The 20,438-nt window shown below is 66.0% G+C and carries 20 protein-coding genes and 1 tRNA gene; 16 read left to right on the top strand and 5 right to left on the bottom strand.

The window, feature by feature from the left end:
* Positions 1 to 6 precede the first annotated feature (6 nt).
* Genes GBA63_RS03765 through GBA63_RS03775 form a run of 3 tightly spaced genes read left to right on the top strand, consistent with a single transcriptional unit; the run spans position 7 to position 2,548 of the window.
* Entirely contained in the window at positions 7 to 867 is an 861-nt protein-coding gene (locus GBA63_RS03765; protein ID WP_166173610.1) for an ATP-binding cassette domain-containing protein, read from the top strand.
* On the top strand, positions 864 to 1,742 hold the full coding sequence (locus tag GBA63_RS03770; RefSeq protein ID WP_166173611.1) for an ATP-binding cassette domain-containing protein: 879 nt from the start codon (positions 864 to 866) through the stop codon (positions 1,740 to 1,742). Before GBA63_RS03765 ends, GBA63_RS03770 begins: the two co-directional genes overlap by 4 nt.
* A complete protein-coding gene (locus GBA63_RS03775) occupies positions 1,742 to 2,548 on the top strand; it encodes an energy-coupling factor transporter transmembrane component T family protein (protein ID WP_166173612.1) in 807 nt (268 codons plus the stop codon). Before GBA63_RS03770 ends, GBA63_RS03775 begins: the two co-directional genes overlap by 1 nt.
* Before the next feature lie 153 nt (positions 2,549 to 2,701).
* Here GBA63_RS03775 and GBA63_RS03780 read toward each other — a convergent pair whose 3' ends face one another.
* Positions 2,702 to 3,808, bottom strand: coding sequence for a Glu/Leu/Phe/Val family dehydrogenase (locus GBA63_RS03780; protein WP_166173613.1), 1,107 nt, complete (start codon positions 3,806 to 3,808; stop codon positions 2,702 to 2,704).
* 167 nt (positions 3,809 to 3,975) lie between these two features.
* Between GBA63_RS03780 and GBA63_RS03785 the strand changes: the two genes are divergently transcribed.
* The 8 genes from GBA63_RS03785 to GBA63_RS03820 all read left to right on the top strand — a co-directional run bounded on the left by GBA63_RS03785 (position 3,976) and on the right by GBA63_RS03820 (position 10,906).
* The gene (locus GBA63_RS03785; protein ID WP_166173614.1) at positions 3,976 to 5,064 is read left to right on the top strand and encodes a DUF3644 domain-containing protein; all 1,089 of its coding nucleotides are present in this window, start codon (positions 3,976 to 3,978) and stop codon (positions 5,062 to 5,064) included.
* Positions 5,065 to 5,163: 99 nt separating this feature from the next.
* Positions 5,164 to 6,738 carry an acyl-CoA carboxylase subunit beta gene (locus GBA63_RS03790; protein ID WP_166173615.1) on the top strand — a complete coding sequence of 525 codons (1,575 nt, stop codon included), beginning with the start codon at positions 5,164 to 5,166 and terminating at the stop codon, positions 6,736 to 6,738.
* Between the two features lie 83 nt (positions 6,739 to 6,821).
* Complete coding sequence (locus GBA63_RS03795) at positions 6,822 to 7,301, top strand: hypothetical protein (RefSeq protein ID WP_166173616.1); 480 nt, start codon at positions 6,822 to 6,824, stop codon at positions 7,299 to 7,301.
* Complete coding sequence (locus GBA63_RS03800; protein ID WP_166173618.1) at positions 7,298 to 7,519, top strand: hypothetical protein; 222 nt, start codon at positions 7,298 to 7,300, stop codon at positions 7,517 to 7,519. Before GBA63_RS03795 ends, GBA63_RS03800 begins: the two co-directional genes overlap by 4 nt.
* The gene (locus GBA63_RS03805) at positions 7,520 to 9,256 is read left to right on the top strand and encodes an acetyl-CoA carboxylase biotin carboxylase subunit (protein WP_166173619.1); all 1,737 of its coding nucleotides are present in this window, start codon (positions 7,520 to 7,522) and stop codon (positions 9,254 to 9,256) included.
* Positions 9,257 to 9,268: 12 nt separating this feature from the next.
* Positions 9,269 to 10,369: a hypothetical protein gene (locus tag GBA63_RS03810; RefSeq protein WP_166173620.1), complete on the top strand. Its 1,101-nt coding sequence runs from the start codon at positions 9,269 to 9,271 to the stop codon at positions 10,367 to 10,369.
* A 2-nt stretch (positions 10,370 to 10,371) separates the two neighbouring features.
* Complete coding sequence (locus GBA63_RS03815; protein WP_166173621.1) at positions 10,372 to 10,650, top strand: hypothetical protein; 279 nt, start codon at positions 10,372 to 10,374, stop codon at positions 10,648 to 10,650.
* Positions 10,640 to 10,906, top strand: coding sequence for a DUF5654 family protein (locus tag GBA63_RS03820; protein WP_207957065.1), 267 nt, complete (start codon positions 10,640 to 10,642; stop codon positions 10,904 to 10,906). The genes GBA63_RS03815 and GBA63_RS03820 overlap by 11 nt, the downstream gene beginning before the upstream one ends.
* A 141-nt stretch (positions 10,907 to 11,047) precedes the next feature.
* Here the strand turns inward: GBA63_RS03820 and GBA63_RS03825 are convergent, their stop codons facing one another.
* The gene (locus GBA63_RS03825) at positions 11,048 to 11,554 is read right to left on the bottom strand and encodes a bifunctional nuclease family protein (RefSeq protein ID WP_166173623.1); all 507 of its coding nucleotides are present in this window, start codon (positions 11,552 to 11,554) and stop codon (positions 11,048 to 11,050) included.
* Positions 11,555 to 11,712: 158 nt separating this feature from the next.
* On the opposite strand from GBA63_RS03825, the gene GBA63_RS03830 reads away from it, so the two are divergent.
* The 3 genes from GBA63_RS03830 to GBA63_RS03840 all read left to right on the top strand — a co-directional run bounded on the left by GBA63_RS03830 (position 11,713) and on the right by GBA63_RS03840 (position 14,463).
* Positions 11,713 to 11,789, top strand: a tRNA-Ile gene (locus GBA63_RS03830).
* 469 nt (positions 11,790 to 12,258) lie between these two features.
* A complete protein-coding gene (locus tag GBA63_RS03835; RefSeq protein ID WP_166173624.1) occupies positions 12,259 to 13,908 on the top strand; it encodes a BCCT family transporter in 1,650 nt (549 codons plus the stop codon).
* Positions 13,909 to 14,001: 93 nt separating this feature from the next.
* Complete coding sequence (locus tag GBA63_RS03840; RefSeq protein WP_166173625.1) at positions 14,002 to 14,463, top strand: Hsp20/alpha crystallin family protein; 462 nt, start codon at positions 14,002 to 14,004, stop codon at positions 14,461 to 14,463.
* A gap of 189 nt (positions 14,464 to 14,652) precedes the next feature.
* On the opposite strand, the gene GBA63_RS03845 is transcribed toward GBA63_RS03840, so the two are convergent.
* From GBA63_RS03845 to GBA63_RS03855, 3 genes are read right to left on the bottom strand one after another with little or no spacing between them, the layout of a single operon-like run.
* The gene (locus tag GBA63_RS03845; protein WP_166173627.1) at positions 14,653 to 15,126 is read right to left on the bottom strand and encodes a DUF1772 domain-containing protein; all 474 of its coding nucleotides are present in this window, start codon (positions 15,124 to 15,126) and stop codon (positions 14,653 to 14,655) included.
* Between the two features lie 13 nt (positions 15,127 to 15,139).
* Positions 15,140 to 15,427: a hypothetical protein gene (locus GBA63_RS03850; protein ID WP_166173629.1), complete on the bottom strand. Its 288-nt coding sequence runs from the start codon at positions 15,425 to 15,427 to the stop codon at positions 15,140 to 15,142.
* Positions 15,414 to 15,755, bottom strand: coding sequence for a MarR family winged helix-turn-helix transcriptional regulator (locus GBA63_RS03855; protein ID WP_166173631.1), 342 nt, complete (start codon positions 15,753 to 15,755; stop codon positions 15,414 to 15,416). The genes GBA63_RS03850 and GBA63_RS03855 overlap by 14 nt, the downstream gene beginning before the upstream one ends.
* 833 nt (positions 15,756 to 16,588) lie before the next feature.
* Here GBA63_RS03855 and GBA63_RS03860 point away from each other — a divergent pair.
* Complete coding sequence (locus tag GBA63_RS03860; protein ID WP_207957066.1) at positions 16,589 to 19,033, top strand: GcvT family protein; 2,445 nt, start codon at positions 16,589 to 16,591, stop codon at positions 19,031 to 19,033.
* Positions 19,034 to 19,218: 185 nt separating this feature from the next.
* Positions 19,219 to 20,418: a glycine cleavage T C-terminal barrel domain-containing protein gene (locus GBA63_RS03865; protein WP_166173635.1), complete on the top strand. Its 1,200-nt coding sequence runs from the start codon at positions 19,219 to 19,221 to the stop codon at positions 20,416 to 20,418.
* Positions 20,419 to 20,438 lie beyond the last annotated feature (20 nt).

Below are 20,438 nucleotides of genomic sequence, written 5' to 3' on the forward strand. Positions count from 1 at the left end.
GACGCCGTGATCGAGATCGAGGGCGTCTCCTTCTCCTACCGCACGGGCGAGGAAGACGCGGTCAGGGCCCTGCGGGATCTGGACCTGCGAATCGAGCCGGGGCAGTTCGTCACCATCATCGGGCACAACGGCTCCGGGAAGAGCACGCTCGTCAAGCTTCTGACCGCGATCCAGTACCCGACCGAGGGCGAGATCCGGATAGACGGCGTCCCCGTGGACGAGGCGAACCGGTGGGAGATCCGCCGCAAGGTCTCCGTGGTCTTCCAGGACCCCGACGACCAGCTCGTGATGAACCGCGTCGAGGACGACGTGGCGTTCGGGCCAGAGAACCTGGGGCTGCCCAGGGGGGAGATTGCGGAGAGGGTCGAGGCCTCGCTCGGGGCTCTCGGGTTGGAGGAGATCCGGGGGCGCCTGATCGAGGACCTCTCCTCGGGACAGAAGCAGCGGGTCGCGATAGCGGGGGCGCTTGCGATGAGGCCGCGCTTTTTGATCCTGGACGAGCCGACCTCGCTCCTCCCCGTCCCCGTCGCGATGCGCCTGGTCGCCACGATCCGGGACCTGAACCGCCGCGAGAACATGGGCGTCTTGCACGTCACCCACTCGATGTACGAGGCCGCCCTCTTCGACCGGGTCGTGGTGATGGACTCGGGGCGCATGGTCCTGGACGGACCCCCGAAGGAGGTCTTCCGCCACGTCGAGCGCCTGCGCGAAGTAGGCCTCGACGTCCCCCTCGCCGCCAGCCTCGCCCACCGCCTCCGCGCCCGCGGCATCCCCCTGAACGGCGACGTCCTGAACGAAGAGGACCTTCGCACCGCCATAGCGGGACTCGGGGATGCGAGCCGTCGCGCCGCCGGATCGTCGGGATGACGCGCTCTGACGGAGACCGCCCGATCCTGGAGTTGCGGAACTTCGGCCACACGTACCTGGAGGGGACGCCGCGGGCGAGCGAGGCCGTCAGGGACGTGTCGTTCGAGGTCGGGCGCGGCGAGCGGGTCGGGATCGTGGGCGCAACCCAGTCGGGCAAGTCGACGATCGTCGACTCCTTCGCCCACCTCTTGCGCGTGAAGCCCGGGCAGGTCTTCTACGAGGGGGAGGACGTCGCGGCCCCCGGCTACGACCGGGCGCGGCTCAGGCGGGAGGTCGGCATCGTCTTCCAGCGGCCCGACTCCCAGATCATAGAAGACGTGGTCGGCGCCGACGTGGCCTTCGGACCGACCGCGGCCGGGCTCCCGGCCGCCGAGACCCGCGGGCGCGTCGAGGAGAGCCTGAACACTTTAGGGCTCCCGTACCCGGAGTACCGGCTGCGCTACGTCCACGCCCTCTCGGGCGGCCAGCGCCGGCGGGTCGCCATAGCGGGCGTCCTCGCCATGCGCACCCCGGTTTTGGTCCTCGACGAGCCGATGGCCGGCCTCGACCCGCGCGGCAGGCGCGAGCTGCTGGAGCTCCTGGTCCGGCTGCAGGAGGACAGGGACCTGACCCTCATCGTCTGCTCCGCCAGCCTCACGGACGCGAGCCTCCTCTGCGACCGCCTCGTCGTCCTGGACGCTGGCACGGTCGCCATGGACGGTCCGGTGCGCGAGGTCTTGCGCGAGGCCGACCGCCTGGCTGAACTCGACGTAACGCTGCCCGAGCCCGTCGTCGGGGCGCGGGAGATGAAGAAACTGTTCCCGGATTTCCCCACGGACGTCCTGACGGAGGACGAGCTTGAGGCGGAGCTCGTGAAGAGGCTCGGTGTGGCGTAGTGCTGGAGTTGCAGCGCAACGTCATCTTCGGCCAGTACGTGGACACGGGCTCGTTCGTCCACCGGATGGACGCGCGGGTAAAGCTCGTCATCACGTTCATCTTTATAGTGGCGTCGTTCTTTGTCGACGACTTTCTCGGTTTCGGGTTGGCGTTCTTGCTTCTCGGCGTGTTCCAGGTATCTTCGCGCATCCCCGCTGGTTACCTGTTGCGCGGGTCCGCGTTCTTCTTCGGCTTCCTGCTCTTTATCCTCGTCTTCCAGGTCCTCTTCTACCCCGGTGAGTCGTCGGGATATCTGTGGCGGTGGGGCATACTCTCCGTCTCGACCGAGGGGCTCTACGCCGCCGGCATCCTGGGCCTGCGCGTGGTCTTCCTGTACTACGTCACCACGATGCTGATGCTGACGACCTCCCTCGTCGACCTCACCAACGGCCTGGAGCTTCTCTTCCGTCCCCTGCAACGGCTCCGCTTGCCCGTCAACGAGCTGGTGCTGGTTTTCGTGATCGCCATAAAGTTCGTCCCGATCTTCATAGAAGAGGTCGAACGCCTCGCCAGGGCCCAGACCGCCCGCGGCGTCCCCTTCGACGAGGGCGGCGCCGTAACCCGCGCCCGCCGCATCGGACGCCTCCTCGTCCCCATCTTTATCAGCGGCTTCGCCCGCGCCGACACGCTAACCACGGCCATGAATACGCGCTCCTACCGCGGCGGCCAGAACCGCACCAAGTTCCGCGTGATGAAGGCCACCGCGGGCGACTGGGCGATTCTGGTTCTCGTCACCGCCTGGATGGTCGCCGCATGGACTTTGTAGCTGTCAGCTTTCGGCCATCAGCTTTCAGCAATAACATTGTCGGTGTGCCACCCTGGTGCGGGAGGGCAGTCTCTCAATACCGAGCAAAGCATCCGCGGTGAACCCTGGTGTCATACCGAGAAGCTGAAAGCTGACCGCTGATGGCCGAAAGCTCTAGATCGTCTCCCGCCGGCGCTGTAGTTGGCCGTACGGGTGGCCCGTGTGCAACCGCTCCATCGAGCTTATGGCCGCTATGCGTTCGAGGGCTAAGGTGTCGGCGGCGACGTTGGTCGGGACGCCGTCGCGTTTGGAGATGGCGATGATCTTGCGGATGCGGTCCTCTATGCGCATAACCCTCTTGGTGGCTCGGCGTTCGTTGTAGCCTTCTAACTCGTCGGCGACGTTTATGAGGCCGCCGGCGTTTATTACGTAGTCGGGTGCGTAGAGGATGCCGCGCTCTGCCAAAGCTTCGCCGTGACGCGCCTCGTGCAAGACGTTGTTGGCGCTGCCGGCGACGATCCGGCACCCGAGTCTCGGAATAGTATCGTCGTTCACCGTGGCGCCGAGGGCGCAGGGTGCGTAGACGTCGCAGGCCAAGGCCAGGATCTCATCCGGCTCCACGGCCTTCGCGCCGAACATCCGCACCACCCGCTCGACGGCCGAGGCGTTCACGTCTGTGACGATCAGGCGCGCACCGGCCTCGTGGAGCAGCCGGCAAAGGTGATACCCCACGTGCCCCACGCCCTGCACGGCCACCGTCCGGCCGGCGAGCGAGTCGTCGCCGAAGACCTCCTCCACGCACGCCCGCATCCCCTGCAAAACGCCGAGCGCCGTGAAGGGCGATGGGTCCCCCGATCCCCCGCGCGTAACGTCCACCCCGACGACGTGCCCGGTCTCGACCCGGATAAAGTTGGCGTCCTCCGTCGAAGTGCCGACGTCCTCGGCGACGATGTAGCGGCCGCCGAGCGTCTCGATGTACCGGCCGAAGGAGCGGAAGAGCGCCTCGGTCTTGTCCGTGCGCGGGTCGCCGATTATTACCGACTTGCCGCCCCCGAGGTTGAGCCCGCTGGCCGCGGCCTTGTAGGTCATCCCCCTCGCCAGGCGCAGCACGTCTACTATGGCCTCATCCTCCGAAGCATAGGGGTACATGCGGCAGCCGCCCAGCGCCGGACCAAGCGTGGTGTCGTGGACGGCTATGATGGCGCGCAGCCCCGTCGCCTTGTCGTGGCAGAAGACCAGCTGCTCGTAACGGTACTCCGCTAGCTTCTCGAAAATTTGCATGTCCTCTCCCTCTCAAGCCGGTGCGATGAGCCGGAACCACATATTACTATGCAGTGCGTCTACCTCTAATACCGAAATCCTTCAGCTTGCTGCAGGAAAAGGCAGAGATTATGATACGGAAACTCGGATAACCGTTTTCCTTGAATCCATGTACGTGCGAGGTGTAGGTGCGGCTTCGAAAAGGAAAAACTAAGACTACTCTTCAATCAGCAATCGACGCAGCGCTATTAGCTGTAGAGATCTACAACAAGCCAAGGACAACATTCAGGAGCGAAGCCTATATTGCAATGATGGTCATCGCATGGACAAGGCTCTTTCACGCACACTTCAACGTCACCATCGGGGACCGTTACTACTATAAAGATAAGAATGGCGCCAGGTATCAAAAAATTGACGGAGAAAAGAAAGCTTGGGAGCTCGCGACGTGTATGTCCGAGTATGGCAGTCTAAGTGAGCCAGTCACGAAGAACTTGCAATTCTTTATCAAGTTGCGCAATAAGATTGAACATCGCCACATCGATAAGAGAGAAGTTGACACCTTGATCTTCGGAGAGTGCCAAGCACTACTCTACAATTTCGAGACTACGTTAATACAACTGTTTGGTAAGGAGTATGCACTCAACGAGGCCTTAGTCTATAGCCTTCAACTATCGCATCTGCGCACTTCCGAGCAAGAGGCAGCCAGCAAAGCGGCTTTATCTAAAGATCTGAAGAACATCGTTAACTATGTGAATCAATATCGTTCGACTCTTTCTGATGAAATATTTCAGTCACAAGAGTACAGTATTAGGCTGTTGCAGATCCCGAAAATTTCGAACACTAATCGGTCTGACCTAGCTGTAGAGTTCGTCCGTTGGGATAAGTTATCTGAGGGAGATAGAGAGGCCTTCGAGAAGATCACCGCAATAATCAAAGACAAGAGCCTAAGATTAGAAGGCATCAATGTAGGCAAGCTCAAACCGAGCGAGGTAGTTGGTCGCGTTAAGAACGCGCTTCCAGCAACCAGTTTTACGATGCACACTCATACTTGTTTGCACCAATTGCTGGGTATAAGACCTGCACCCGATGCCGATGACCCCTTCGACACTAACACAGCCTACTGTCATTATGACGAAGCACACGGTGACTATTTGTACCAAGACGAGTGGCCTGACCTGATTGTCGACTTACTGCAGTCAGGAAGGCTAGTAGTTGAAGATGTACATAACGCTAAACGAAATGGCGAACAGTGGGATATCAACGCGTACGTTGGTTGAGGGCGTCTTCGTATCAAAAAATCTAGCCGTTCCACATAGATCAGAGCCTGGCGCTGTGCGACGGAATTCGCAACTTTCTGCGTGCTAGAATGCCGAACCATGCAGGGTGAGAGGCTTGGCGAGGACACGACCGCCGGAAAACTGGAGGGGCTCGAGAAGCTGCGCGAGCGTGCGGCCCATCCCGCCCCCGAGCAGGCCGTCGAGCGGCAGCGCGAGAAGGGCAAGCTCACGGCGCGCGAGCGGATCGATATCCTGCTCGACGAGGGGACCTTCGTCGAGCTGGACCGCTACAGGGTGCACCGCTCGAACAATTTTGGGCTGGAGCAGAACAAGCCTTTAGGCGACGGGGTGGTTACCGGCTACGGTGAGGTGATGGGGCGGAAGGTCTGCGTCTTCTCGCAGGACTTCACGGTCTTCGGCGGTTCTCTGGGCGAGGTGTACGCCCAGAAGATCTGCAAGGTCATGGACCTGGCGCTCAGCACGGGATGCCCCATCGTCGGGATCAACGACTCGGGCGGGGCGAGGATTCAGGAGGGCGTCGTCTCTTTAGCCGGGTACGCCGACATCTTCCACAGGAACGTTCTGGCCTCCGGTGTTGTGCCCCAGATCTCGGTGGTCATGGGCCCTTGCGCCGGGGGGGCCGTCTACTCGCCGGCGATCACGGACTTCGTCTTCATGGTCGAGGGGACGAGCCACATGTTCATCACGGGCCCCGACGTCATAAAGAGCGTGACGGGCGAGGAGGTCACCCAGGAGGACCTCGGGGGGGCCGCCACCCACAACACCAAGAGCGGCGTCGCCCACTTCTCCTCCCCCGACGAGGAGACTTGCCTCGAAGACGTGCGGTTCCTCCTCTCGTTTCTACCGGAGAACAACCTCGAAACCGCCCCGTACTATCCGCCCGACGACGACCCGGGACGGATGGAGGAGGAGCTCGCCTCGCTCGTGCCGGACTCGCCGCGCCAGCCCTACGACATAAGGGAGGCCGTCTCCCTGGTCGTCGACGACGGGGAGTTCTTCGAGGTGCAGGAGGGGTGGGCCCAGAACCTCGTGGTCGGGTTCGCCAGGATGGACGGCCACGCCATCGGCGTGGTCGGGAACCAGCCGATGGTGCTCGCGGGTACTTTAGATATAGACGCGAGCGTCAAGGGGGCGCGGTTCGTGAGGTTCTGCGACGCCTTCAACATCCCTCTGCTCACGTTCGTGGACGTGCCGGGGTTCATGCCCGGGACGGGGCAGGAGTGGGGTGGGATCATCCGCCACGGCGCCAAGCTTCTCTACGCCTTCTCCGAGGCCACGGTCCCCAAGATGACCGTTATAACCAGAAAAGCCTACGGCGGCGCCTACGACGTCATGAACTCCAAGCACATAGGCGCCGATGTGAACGTCGCCTGGCCGACGGGCGAGGTCGCGGTGATGGGGGCCTCGGCGGCCGTCGGCATCATCCACCGCAGGCGCATCGCGGAGGCGGAGGACCCGGAGGCCGAGCGGGAGTCGCTCATCGCGGACTACGAGGAGAAGTTCAACAACCCGATGGTGGCCGCCGAGATGGGTTTCATAGACGACATCATCGACCCGCGGGAGACGAGGCCCTACCTCGTAAAGGCCCTCTCGATGGTAAGGACCAGGCGCCCCGAGCGCCCGCCGCGCAAGCACGGGAACATCCCCCTCTGAGCACCATGGTCGCAAGGGGCGCCACCGCTCTACGCAGGCTCTGGCCGAGGACGCGCCGGGGCCGGGTTCTCGCGGCGGTCTGCGTGCTGGTCTTCTTCGTCCTCAACGTGCTCGTGCTGCGGGGATCGGAGCTCGCGCTGGACCTCTTGATCTTCCTCTCGGGCATGGTCGTTGGCTTCATCGCGGCCCGCCTAGCGACGTACCCTTTCAGGAAGATCGGCGGCCCCGGCATCGAGAGGACCGTCGGGCTCTTCGTGGGGTTGGCCCTGGTATTCGTGATCATCTTCGGCGGCACGGCGCTCGCCGGCATCCCGCCGTATCCGACCGCCGAAGGCGGCAACGTTGGCAACATGATCTACGGTCTCGCCCTCGGGTTTCTCGTCGGCCTGCCCGGCGGCCTGGTCTCGGACGAGGCCGGATCCCACCTGCCCCTGCCGGGCTCGAACCTCAAGGTGGTAGCCGTGATCCTGGGAACCGTCGCCGCGTTGTTCGGGCTTCTCTTCGTGCTCTTCCTGCTGCTCGAGTACGCGCTCGTGCCCCTGATCCGGGCGTTCGCGGGATGACCGGCGCGCGGCGGACCAGGATAGACCCCCCGCCGTCGCCGGAGGAGGCCGCGGCGATCGTGGCCGCGCTGGGGGTGCTGCGGGAGGAGAGCCCCGAGGCCGGGGTTCCGGCCAGGAGCCGGTGGAGGTTGGCGGGGTTGCTCGGGCACCCCGTGCCGCCCGGGATGGGGCTCGACGGGTCGTTGTGGTCTTACTCCAGTTGGGAGGGTGGTTTCTAGGTGTTCGGGAAGATCCTTATCGCGAACAGGGGTGAGATCTCCGTCCGCATAGCCCGCGCCTGCCGGGAGTTGGGCATCGCGAGCGTCGCCGTCTACTCGGACATAGACAGGGGCGCCCTCCACACGGTCGTCGCAGACGAGGCCTACCATATAGGTCCAACACCTGCCACCGAGAGCTACCTGAACATCGAGAAGTTGATCGAGGTGGCGAAAGAGAGCGGCGCCGAGGCCGTCCACCCGGGGTATGGCTTTCTGGCCGAGAGCGCGCCTTTCGCGAGGGCCGTGACGGAAGCCGGGCTCGTCTGGATCGGGCCCCACCCCGAAGCAATAGTGGCGATGGGCTCGAAGGTCGAGTCGAGGCGCATCATGGCGGCTGCGGGCGTCCCGATCACACCGGGCACCGAAGGCCCCGTCGATTCACCCGACGCCGTCCTGGAGTTCGCCGCTGAGCACGGCTTTCCGGTCGCCGTGAAGGCGTCGGCCGGCGGGGGCGGCAAGGGCTTCGCGGTCGCCAACGACAAGACCGAGGCCGAGGCGGCCTACTCGCGGGCTTCCCGGGAGGGCGAGGCTTACTTCGGGGACGGGTCGGTGTACCTGGAGAAGTACTTGCCGGCGCCCAGGCACGTCGAGATCCAGGTCTTCCGAGACAAGCACGGCAACGCCGTCCACCTCGGCGAACGCGACTGCTCTATCCAGCGCCGCCACCAGAAGCTCGTCGAGGAATGCCCGAGCCCGGCCCTCGACCCCGAAACCCGCGACGCGATGGGCCGCGCGGCCGTCGCCGCCGCCGACGCCGTGGGCTACGACTCGGCCGGCACCGTCGAGTTCCTGCTTCAGGACGACGATTTCTTTTTCCTCGAGATGAACACGAGGGTCCAGGTCGAGCACCCCGTAACGGAGGAGGTCACGGGCGTGGACGTCGTCCAGACCGGCATCCGCCTCGCCGCCGGGGAGCCGATGCCGATAAGCCAGGAGGAGGTCTCCTGGCGGGGCCACGCCATCGAGGTCCGCGTCAACGCCGAGGACGCCGCGCGCGACTTCGTCCCGAGCCCCGGCGCCGTTACCGCCTACGGGGAGCCCGGTGGGCCCGGGGTGCGGGTAGACTCGTCGCTGCGGGGGCCGGGGTCCGTGCCCGAGTCCTACGATCCGCTCTTCGCCAAGCTGATCGTGCGCGCTTCGGACCGCGGGGCGGCCCTCGCCCGGCTGCGGCGCGCGCTCTCCGAGTTCCGCGTCGAAGGTATTGCGACGACGCTGCCGTTCTTCCGCGCTATCCTGGACGACGAGGTCTTCGTCTCCGGCGACTACACGACGGGCTTCGTGGCGGAGAGAATGGAGGGCCTCGTCATAGAAGCCACCCAGCCGGCCGGCGGGGCGGCGGAGGACGAGAAGGCGCCGCGCGAGGTGGAGGTCGAGGTAAACGGCAGGCTTTTCAGGGTTCGGGTCTTCGGCGACGAGGCCGGGGCGGGCGGCCGGGCAACCCCGCCGCGGCGCAGCGGGAGGACGACGCGGCGGGCGGCGGGCGGCGAGGGGGCCGTCGCCTCCCCGATGCAGGGGACCATAGTGAAGGTGCTCGTCGAGGAGGGCCAGGAGGTCGCCGCGGACGAGGCCGTCTGCGTGCTCGAGGCCATGAAGATGGAGAGCGAGGTCAGGGCGCAGAAGGCCGGCCGCGTCTCCGAGGTACTCGTCGAGGCCGGCAAGACCGTCCGCTCCGGCGAGCCTTTGGTCGTCCTGGAATAGGACCGGGACGCCGTGGTGGAGCAGGCAGAGGAGTACGGGTGGAGCGGCGAGGGCGAGGGGGCCGAGATCCTCGTCTACGCCCCCGACGAAGAGACGGCCGAGAGGGCATTCCAACGAGCCCTACCTGCCGCCCTCCTCCCCAACGTCCAGAGCCCCGTCTTCGCCGCGGCCTCCGGGAACGATGTCGGTTACGTCGCCGCCTCGACGACGCATGTGGCCCCTGACCTGATCTCACCCCCATCCCGCAACCTCTTCCTGGTCGCCGACGCGACCGCCGAAAACCTCGGGATGCCCCCCCGAGACGTGCGCGACTTCGTCCTGCGCGGCCTCGCGGAAGCGGGGCCATCGCTGCCATCGCCGAACGAGGCCGGGATACGGAGGTTCTGCGAAGCGGGGGCGGCCGCGGCGGCCGAAGACGGCCTTATCGAGGAAGAAGATTTGGCATACCTCGCCCCCGTCGAGGGCGACCCGGACGCGCTCGGGCGGCGGGCGCTATCCGCCGGCGCGCGGGACTGGGAAGGCCGGTTCGGGCTCGACGTGGCCGTGGTCGGAGAGGTGCTAGACACGGACGGGGCCGAGACACTCGATCTCCGAGCAGGGATGCTCGCGCTCGTGGTCCGGGTTGGCGGCGGGGACCTCGGGCGGCTCGCGGTGTCCCTTCACCGGGACCGGATCTTCACCCGCATAAGGGCCGGCACGGACCTCGGCGCCGGAGACGACCTTCCCGCCGCGCCCGAGGGTTCCGAGGAGGCCTCCGACCTCCAGGCCGCCGTCCGGGCCGCCTCGAACCTCGCCGACGCCAGGGCCGCCGGGGCCGTGTACGCCCTGCGGCGGGTTCTACGGGATCTTGCCGGCGGCCTGGACCCGCGCGCCTCGTGGAAGGTCGGCGGCGTGGAGGCGCGCGACGGGTTCCTGGCCCACCGCAAGGACCTCGCCTCGGCGGGGGAGGGGGAGGCGCTGATCTCGGGTGGTATCGTGGTGGCCGGGACGGGTAATATGTGGCGGAGCGCGCCCCCGTTCGGCGCGCCCGGGGACGAAGGCCGCTGGCCCTGGGAAGAGGCGGGCCTGCTGGGCCGGTGGGCGGTCCTCGATCCAACCGGAGGAGAGAGCTAGCGTTGGACTTGCTGATGGTCAGGGACCGGGCGACGGGCCGGTTCCTGTACGCCGAGCGCCTGGAGCGCCGCCAGGGGGAAACCTCCTGGGAGTACGTCCGCCGCAGCGTCCGCCGGGAAGCCCACATCCGGGACCGCTTCTCGTCCGAGACCCAGCAGGTAATAATGGGCTGGGGAGCAGGCTCCGTCGAAGACTTCCTGAAGTCCTACCCCGAATACGGCCCGACCGACGGCGAGGCCGATGGCAGATCCGAACCCGAAGGAGAGACTATTGACCGCTGAAGTCCTCGACAAGTTCTCGACCCTCATAACCACGGCCTTAGGCCTCGTGGCCGCCCTCGCCTGGAACACGGCCATACAAACGTTGTTCACGGAGATATTCGGGGAAGCAGGCAGCAAACTGGCGGGCCAGTTCTTCTACGCCATCCTCGTAACCCTGGTCGTCATCTTCGCCACCATCTACGTCGGCCGCGCCGCCGAACGCGCCAAAAAAGCCGAAGAAGAGAAAGGCGGCCTTTTTAGCAGGTCAAAGGAATAGAGCCGTCAGCTGTCAGCCAAAACACCGAAGGACCGCCCCCGCACGCTGGTATCACCCGAAGGAAGGTCGGATCAACCGGGACCAACCTGCTCGGACCAAAAGCTGAAAGCTGACAGCTAAAAGCGCGGCCCAAAGGGCCGCCTACTTAAAATCTTCCGGCGAGACGCGGTTCATCCAGTCCTTGAACTTGTCGACGACCTCGTCTTCTGGGGCGTCCTCCATCGCTTCTGCCTCTTCGAACTCGACGCCGGCCTCCTGGATGACCTCGTCGGAGGCGAAGATCTCGGCTCCGGAGCGGATGGCTAGCGCTATGGCGTCTGACGGGCGGGAGTCTACTTCCACGGTCTTGCCGTCTATGTCCAGGCGGATGGTGGCGAAGAAGGTCTGGTCCCTGAGGGCGGTGACCGTGATCCTCTCCATAGAGGCGCCGAGCTCGTTGACGAGGTTCAGGGCCAGATCGTGGGTAAGGGGGCGGACGAATTCCTGGTTCTGGAGCTTCATGAGGATCGAACGGGCCTCGGGCTGGCCGATCCAGATGGGCAAATAGCGGTTCTCGTCCTCCACCTTGAGGATGACGATCGGGCTAGAGGAAAAGAGGTCCATGTTCATGCCGTAGATGGACATCTTGGTGAAGCCGTCGGCGCTCACTGGCTGTACGCTCCTCTCACTCCGCGAATCACTCGCGGCTGATATTCAGAGTTTGGCCGATTTTACTTCCCGCCCACCTGACCTGCAATCGGGTTGTCAGGGACGTGGGCGTGTTGTACATTATTCCGGCGGCGCGCGTCTGTCGCGTCGATTACTCCGGGCCTGTAGCTCAGGTGGTTAGAGCGCTTCTCTGATAAGGAAGAGGTCCCTGGTTCGAGTCCAGGCAGGCCCACCACGAAGACCGCCCGTTTGCAGACAAGCTGCAGAATCGCAAGAGGTTCTTGGGGTTGTTCCTGAGGGACCTTCGAGACTAACGCGGCGGAACCATACATCTTGTCGGCACCCGCATCCGGCGCGTGGCGCCCGCAGTGCCCAACCGGGGCTCGCTCCTCGTACGGGATCGGGTCGCGCCCCTCGTGAACGCCCGGCATCACTGACCGACGGAGTTCCTGTTCCTCCCGGAAGCCTGTTCGGAGGGCGTGGGAGTGGCTCTCGGAGAAGGCGCGCGAACCCGGGCTCTCCGTTACGCCCCGTGGCACGGGGACGGCTTCGACGGGGGAGCGACCCCTATCGTATCACCCCGGATAACCATCAATGACATTATTGAAGCAAGTTGCGCTATGCGCTACAGTGCCCGCAACGTTCTCGGGGGGGCAGGAGAAAGCGGCGTCCGAAAACCGAAGATAGGGAAGGGGTAGATAGGTATGCAAAGACCGGCGAATCCGAGGATCGACCCCGCGGTGTTTTGGATCGCGGCGTTCGCATCGGCTGCGTTCGTGGCGTGGGGGATCCTGGGTACGGAGAGCTTGGCCGCCGTCTTCGAGGCGGTCCTGTGGAGCTTCCTGGTGCCCAACTTCGGCTGGGTGTTCATCTTGTCGTCGTTCGGGTTCCTGGCCTTCTCGGTCTATCTGGCTTTCAGCCGGTACGGGAAGGTAAGGCTTGGTGGGCAGGACGAGCAGCCGGAGTTCAGCACCGTCTCGTGGGTGGCGATGATGTTCAGCGCGGGGATGGGCATAGGGCTGATGTTCTTCGGCGTCGCCGAGCCCCTCTCCCACATGGGCGCTCCGCCGTTTGGGCTGGCGGAGCCCAACACCAGGGGCGCCGCCCAGGTGGCCATGCAGTACACCTACTTCCACTGGGCGTTTCACCCCTGGGCCATCTACGCCATCATGGGGTTGGCTTTGGCCTACTTCACCTTCCGAAAAGGAATGCCCAACCTCATCAGCTCGGCGTTCTACCCCCTCCTGGGTGACAGGGTCTACGGGCCGATCGGCAAGACCATCGACACTTTAGCGATCTTCGCCACCCTGTTCGGCTCGGCCACCTCCCTGGGTCTCGGCGCCCTGCAGATCAACCAGGGTTTGAACGCGGTGTTCGGGATCGGCGGACGGGAGGCGGTCGGGCTGGCGATCGTGGTCATCGCCGTCCTGACGCTGGCGTTCGTCGTGTCGGCGACGAGCGGGGTGCACCGCGGTATCCAGTGGATCGCCAACACCAACATGGTGCTGGCCGTGTTCCTGCTCGCCTTCGTGTTCCTGTTGGGGCCGACGGTGTTCATACTCAACACCTTCACCGAGTCGCTCGGGGCTTACCTGGCGAACATCATCCCGATGAGCTTCAGGACGGCCTCCTACGGCGACTCGGACTTCGTCTCCGGCTGGACCATCTTCTACTGGGCGTGGTGGATAAGCTGGGCGCCGTTCGTCGGGGTGTTTATAGCCAGGATCTCCCGCGGGCGCACCATCCGGGAGTTCGTATTCGGCGTCGTTTTGGCGCCTAGCGTCGTCAGCTTCGTGTGGTTCGCCATCCTCGGCGGGTCGGCCATAGACCTGCAGCTCACGGGGACGGCGAACATCGCCGAGATCGCCGCGAACAACCAGCCGGCGGCGCTGTTCTCCACCCTGCAGCAGTTCCCGCTGTTTCTGCCGATGGCCCTGATCACGATCATCCTGGTCGCGCTGTTCTTTGTCAGCGGGGCCGACGCGGCCTCGGTGGTGATGGGGATGCTCTCCTCGAAAGGCAACCTGCATCCCGCAAGGTGGAACATCATCGTGTGGGGCACGTTCACCGGGGCGGCGGCGGCGATCTGCCTGCTGTCCGGGGCGATCCAGGGTTCGGTCGACGCGGCCCTCCTTGCCCTGCAATCCGTGGCGATCGCCTCTGCGGCGCCGTTCGTGCTGATCCTGATCGGGCTGTGCTTCTCTATCTTGAAGGCGCTGCGCGCGGAACGGCTGCCGGACGGGCGGCCCGCGGCTCCGGAGCCGGGCAGGGCGATGTCCCGTCCGAGCGGGGCCCCCGCCCCGCAGCGGATGTCCGGGCAGAACCCCCGAAGGGACGATCAAAGCCGCGCCTAGCGGGATCCCGACGCCCGTCCGTCACGCCAGCGGTCGAGGGCGGAGGTGCGGGCTGGAGCAGACCGGCCGTAACCCGGAGAAGAAGGAGGGAGAATGGGAAAAGCGCGCAACCCGTTCCGCGGGCTTATCGACCACATGAGCGAGATGGCCCGGATGCGGGAGTACGCCGAGGGTGGCGGCCAGGCGCAGGAAGACCAGCGCAGGACCCACGCCACCGCGTGGGTCCCGACCACCGACATATTCGCCAGGGGCGACGACCTCGTGATCCGCTGCGAGCTCGCCGGCGTGCGCCAGGAAGACATAGACATCTCGCTCGTCAACGGCGTGCTGAGCATATCCGGCGAGCGCCGGAGTGGGCTGGACGACGAGGAACTGGAGTTCTTCACGCGGGAACGCTACTTCGGTCACTTCCGGCGCACGATCGCGCTGCCCGATGGCGTGGACGCGAGCAGGCTCGACGCCGGGTTCGAGGACGGCCTGCTGGAGATCAACGTCAAAGGCGGGGCCAACCTGCCCGAGCCCCAACGCGTCCGTATCCGAAGCCAGGTCGGCTGATTTAGGTAGGGGGTCTCGCACGTCGAGGTTCCCCTTCCTCCCGAGATAACCCCGACCACTGGACGACGGCTGGCTCAAGACGCTCGGGCTGGAGGTCCACGCCTGCCAACGAGTGCACAAGGCCCTCTTCGCCCACACGGACGCCGTCCAGGAACCGCCCGCGGGAAAGCCCGGCGGGTCCCGGCGGATCTACTTCGGCGTGCGCTCGGCTCGCTCTCGGCCCAGGCCCCAACCGCCGAAGGCGACCGCCAGGACGGCCAGCGCCGTCCTCAGCCACTGCCAGCCCTGCCAGGACGCGAGCTCGGCGCCCACCTCCCGCGCCCCCATGTTCCCCTCGATCATCCGCGCGTTGGCCCCGGCGAAGTAGAGGGGAAGCAGGACCAGCGTCGCCACGATGCACAGGCTCGACAGCCCCCAGGGCAACCGGCCGTTCGACCCCCTCCTCACGGCGCCGAAGAACGCCAGGACCGCGAATAACGCCCCGGCGACCTCCAGCGGGAACAGCGTCAGGCCGAGCCGGGGGCCGTTCTCCTGAAACCAAGCCAGGAACGCCTCCGGGTCCATCTCCCGCCATGTCGGCACCAGGACTACGGACACCACCAGGCAGCCGCCGGCGAAGGCGCCCGCGCACGCGACCGAAACGGTCCGGCTGAAACTCGACACGGTCGCGGACCTCCTAACTTCTCGCCGCGGGCGCGCGGGCCGCCCCGGCTTCTTTCGCGCTCGCTTTCGCGCTCGCCCTATCCCGCAGCCGCTTGCGGAGGCGCGGCAGTTGCCACATCAGGAGGCCCGTCGCCGTGACCAGGGGGAAGACCACCGCCTGCATGAGCGACTCGGCCACCTGTGGGGCGGGACCGCCGATCAGGGGCAAGTAGATGTAGAAGCCCAGCATCAGGCCGCCCAGGAGGTGGGCGGCCCGTTGGGCGTCCCGCAGCCTCCTATTCGACACCTTAGATCCGTTCACGATCGCTTTCTCCTTTCCCGCGCGCGGAAGGCGCGGCGTCGAGCGCCGAGATCATCCGGCGCATGAGGTCCTTCGCCTGCTCCAGCTCGGGCCCGGTGAGCGCCCGCGTCGCCGCCTCGTTCGCGGCGACGGCGCACGGCACCAGCGGATCCCTGAGATGCCGCCCCTCCTCGGTGAGGAACACGTTGACCCGCCGGCGGTCTTGCGCGTCCCGCTCGCGCCGGACGAGGCCGTCGCGCTCCATGCGGTCTATGGTGCGCACCATCGTCGCGTCCTCGATGGCGACCAGACGGGCGAGCTCCCCTGGGACCGGCCGTCCCGCGCCCACAGGAACAGGAGCACCCCCACTGGCCCAGGGAAGCCCCGCGCGCCGCGAGCCGCCCCGCCAGCTCCCGGGCCATCGCCTTCGCCAGGAAGTTCACGAGGTAGCCCACGCTTTCCTCGATGACGAACGGCTCCCCTCCGGAGACCCCCGCCCGCGAGAACGGGCCCGTCAGGCCCCTCCACCACCCTGTACCCTGATGTCGAATTTTCTTGCATAGCTAAAGATTAGCATAGCAAATATTGGTCGTCAACCCGCCCGGGGCGTAACGGGTGTCTCCCCCAGAACCGCCTCCGGTGCTGATATTCCTGCCAAGCCCGGCCGCGACCCCGCGCTGCGTCCTTGGAGGCTCGATTCATGCCGCGGACCCGGGAGTGGCCGTCGACCGAAGGATCCGGGCGGAAGTGAGAGGACGTGTACGGTGGTAAACGCCGAGGAGATCCTTCTCAGCGTGGCGACAGCCATGCTTCGCACGGTTTGCGAGCGGGTCTGACCGGCCGGCGAATCCCCTGCATCCGTGAGAAGGATTGCGGGGACGCGCACCCCTGCTCCCGGTGGGATCGGCGCCCGCAACCCCCACACTGTTCCTCGAAACGGCCCGGGGCGCCGAGCGCCCTCGGCCCCCGCTTCCCGTGCCGCCAGGGGCCGCCGAGAGGTGGCGCGCCATCGGAAGGCTCGACCACCCTTGACTCACTTGCGGACATATGTTACTAGTGCCGTATATAGGAAAACGGTGCGCAATACGCAACAGGAACCGGCGACGGGCCCCGATCGGCGGGGGCGCGGTCTATTCTCTCTCGATCACGCGGGGCGACGGCGGAGCGGACGGAGGATCGGCCGTGGAACACAGTGCGAGCGTGGTGGTCATCGGGGCCGGCATCGTTGGCTGCAGCGCCGCCGAGCACCTGACGGGGCTGGGGTGGCGGGACGTCGTGGTCTTGGACCAGGGCCCGCTTTTCGAGGCGGGCGGTTCGACCTCGCACGCCCCCGGGCTCGTCTTCCAGACCAACCCGTCCAAGACCATGACGGAGCTCGCGGCCTACGGCGTAAAGCGGTACTCGGGGCTGGATGTGGACGGCGAGCCTTGCTTCTATCCCGTCGGAAGCATCGAGGTCGCGGCGACACCGGAGCGCCTGAAAGACCTCAAGAGGAAGCACGGCATCGCGACCTCCTGGGGGGTGGAGTCGGGGTTGCTCTCGCCCACGGAGTGCGCCGAGAAGAGCCCGCTGCTGGACAAGGATAGGATCTACGGCGGCCTCTACGTCCCCTCCGACGGGCTTGCGAAGGGCGTGCGGGTCAGCGAGGCGATGGCCCGCGAGGCCCGGGGCCGGGGCGCGAAGTTCTACGGCGAGACCGAGGTTACTGGGGTAGAGGTTCGCAACGGGCGCGTCAGGGCGGTCGAGACATCGCGCGGTCGCATCGAGACCGAGAACATCTTGAGTTGCGCCGGGATGTGGGGGCCCAGGGTCGGGCGGATGGCGGGGGCCTTCGTGCCGCTCCTGACGCCGATGCAGCACCAGTACGCGTGGACCACGCCCGTGCCTGGGCTGGAGGCGGACTCCGAGGAGTCGGATCACGTCATCCTCAGGCACCAGGACCACTCCATGTACTTCCGGCAGGAGGGGGAGCGGTACGGGATCGGCTCCTACAGGCACCGCTCGATGCCCGTCTCGCCGGAAAAGATCGGGGGGTACGAAGCCGGAGAGACCATGCCCTCGCTCATGCCTTTCACGCCCGAGGACTTCGAGGGGCCGTGGGAGGAGTCGCGGAGGCTGATGCCGGCCCTGCGGGAGACGCAGATAGAGCGGGGCATAAACGGGCTCTTCTCCTTCACGCCCGACGGCGGGTCCCTGCTCGGCGAGTCCAGGGAGGCGCGCGGCTTCTGGATGGCCGAGGCAGTGTGGGTCACCCACGCGGCGGGCGCGGCAAGGATGATCGCGGAGTGGATGACCGACGGCGCCCCGAGCATCGACCCGAGCGCGGTGGACGTCCACCGCTTCGACGAGTTCCAGAGGAGCCCGTCCTACGTGCTCGCGCGCAGCTCGCAGTCCTTCCAGGAGGTCTACGACATCATCCACCCCCAGCAGCCGATGGAGGAGCCGCGTCCCCTCAGGACGAGCCCCTTCTACATCCGCCAGAAGGAGCTCGGCGCGTACTTCCTAGAGGCCTCCGGCTGGGAGCGCCCGCAGTGGTACGGGGCCAACGATTCGCTGCTCGCCGAGTACGAAGTTCCCGAGATGGAGGAGTGGGCCGGGCGCTACTGGTCGCCCATCGTGGGGGCCGAGCACCTCGCCGCCCGCGAGAGGGTCGCCCTCTTCGACATGGCCTCGCTCAAGAAGGCCGAGGTCACGGGACCGGGGGCGCTTCGGTTCCTGCAAAAGCTCAACACAAACCAGCTCGACAGGCCCGTGGGCAGCGTCACCTACACCCTGATGCTCGACGGGAAGGCCGGCGTGAGGAGCGACATCACCGTCGCGCGGCTCGCGGAGGACCACTTCCAGCTAGGCCTCAACGGACCGCGGGACATCGAGTGGATGGGGCGGCACCTGCCGGACGACGGCTCCGTGCGGGTGCGGGACATCTCGGGCGGGACCTGCTGCGTCGGGGTCTGGGGTCCCTACGCCAGAGAGCTCGTGCAGGAGCTCAGCCCCGACGACCTCTCCAACGAGGCGTTCGGGTTCTTCAAGGCCAGGAGGATCCACGTCGGCGAGGTGCCGGTCGTGGCCCTGCGGGTCTCCTACGTCGGCGAGCTCGGGTGGGAGCTCTACGCCTCCGCAGACCTGGGGTTGAGGCTCTGGGATCTCCTCTACCGGGCGGGAAGGCCGCTCGGCCTGATCCCCGCCGGCCGCGGGGCCTTCAACGGCCTGAGGCTCGAGAAAGGCTACCGGTCGTGGGGCGCTGACATGACCACCGAGCACGACCCCTACGAGGCCGGCCTCGGCTTCGCGGTGAAGCCCGACAAGGGCGACTTCGTCGGCAGGGAGGCGCTGCTACGCCGCAGGCAGGAAGGGCCGCGGCGCAGGCTCTCGTGCCTGCTACTCGACGACCCGAACGTCGTGGTCATGGGCGGCGAGCCCGTCTACGCGGACGGGGCGCCGGTCGGTTACGTCACCAGCGCGGCCTACGGGTACTCCATCGGGCAGAGCATCGCCTACGCCTGGCTGCCGCCCGCACTCTCGGAGGAGGGCCAGAAGGTCGAGGTCGAGTACTTCGGCGAACGCCACGGCGCGACGGTGGCCGGGGAGCCGCTCTTCGACCCGGCGATGAAGCGGATGCGCGGCTGAGGAGCCTGGCCGGTGACGAGCACGCAACACGCGAGCGCCTCGGGTTCGCCGGACGGCATCCCGTCGAGGACGAGAAGTACACGAGGGAGGGATGGATGCGGCGAAGTAGTTGAGACCCTGATAGGTGAAGCGCACGGGCGGCCCTGTCGGAGGGCCGCAGAGAACCAGGAGAGGAGTCGTCCGCTATGGCGGTAAACGAGAACCCGGGCATCCTGCAGTACACGAGGATCTTCAAGTCCCCTTACTTCTACGGCTCGCGCCGGCACGGGGTCCAGAAGTACAGCGTCTACAACCACCACTACCACCCGCGCCACTACAGGGACCCGGTGGAGGAGTACTGGCAGCTCCTCGAAGGCGTCACGTTGTGGGACGTGGGGGGGGCGGAGCGGCAGGTCGAGATCACCGGCCCCGACGCCTTCGAATTCACGAACATGCTCACCCCGCGCGACCTCAACAAGTGCGCCGTTGGGCAGTGCAAGTACGCCTTTATCACGAACGCCGAGGGCGGCATCATCAACGACCCGGTCCTCCTGCGACTGGACGAGAACCACTTCTGGCTCTCGCTGGCCGACAGCGACGTGCTCTTGTGGGCCCAGGGCCTCGCCTACAACTCCGGGATGAACGTCCAGATCCGGGAGCCCGACGTCGGCCCGATGCAGGTCCAGGGGCCCAAATCCAAGGAGGTCATGACAGACCTTTTCGGCGAGGGAATCCTCGACGTGCCCTACTACTACATGGAGCACCACGAGCTCGACGGGATGGAGCTCGTCATCTCCCGCACCGGTTACTCCGGGGAGCTCGGTTACGAGCTCTACCTCAAGAACGCCGGCCGCGACGGGCTCAAGCTCTGGGACCGCGTGATGCAGGCCGGCGAGCCGTACGGGCTTTCCCCCATCGGGCCTTGCCACATCCGCAGGATCGAGGGCGGCATCCTCGCCCTCGGTTGCGACATGTGGTACGACACCAACCCCTACGAGGTCGGCTACGGCTACAAGTGGATGGTCGAACTGGAGCAGGAGCAGAACTTCGTGGGCAGGGAGGCGCTCAAGAAGGTCAGCGAGGAGGGCGTCAGCCGCAAGCTTGTGGGTGTGGAGATCGGGGGCGCGAACCTCGGCTCGTACAACGACGGCTCCATGATCGACTACTTCCCCGTGCTTGCGGACGGCGAGAGGATAGGCAAGGTGACCTCCGGTTGCTACTCCCCGCGCCTGCGGAAGAACATCGGTTTCGCCATGGTGCCCGTCGAGTACGGCGAGATCGGCACCGAGCTTACGGTGGAGCGCCCGGAGGAGACGGTCCCGGCCGTCGTGGCCGACCGGGTCTTCTTCAAGCCCGAGCACGCCGAGCAGACGTTGAGCGCCACGAGCTCCAGCAAGGGGGCATAGCCGGACAGCGACGAGAAGCG

Source organism: Rubrobacter tropicus (assembly GCF_011492945.1).
GTDB classification, from domain to species: domain Bacteria; phylum Actinomycetota; class Rubrobacteria; order Rubrobacterales; family Rubrobacteraceae; genus Rubrobacter_D; species Rubrobacter_D tropicus.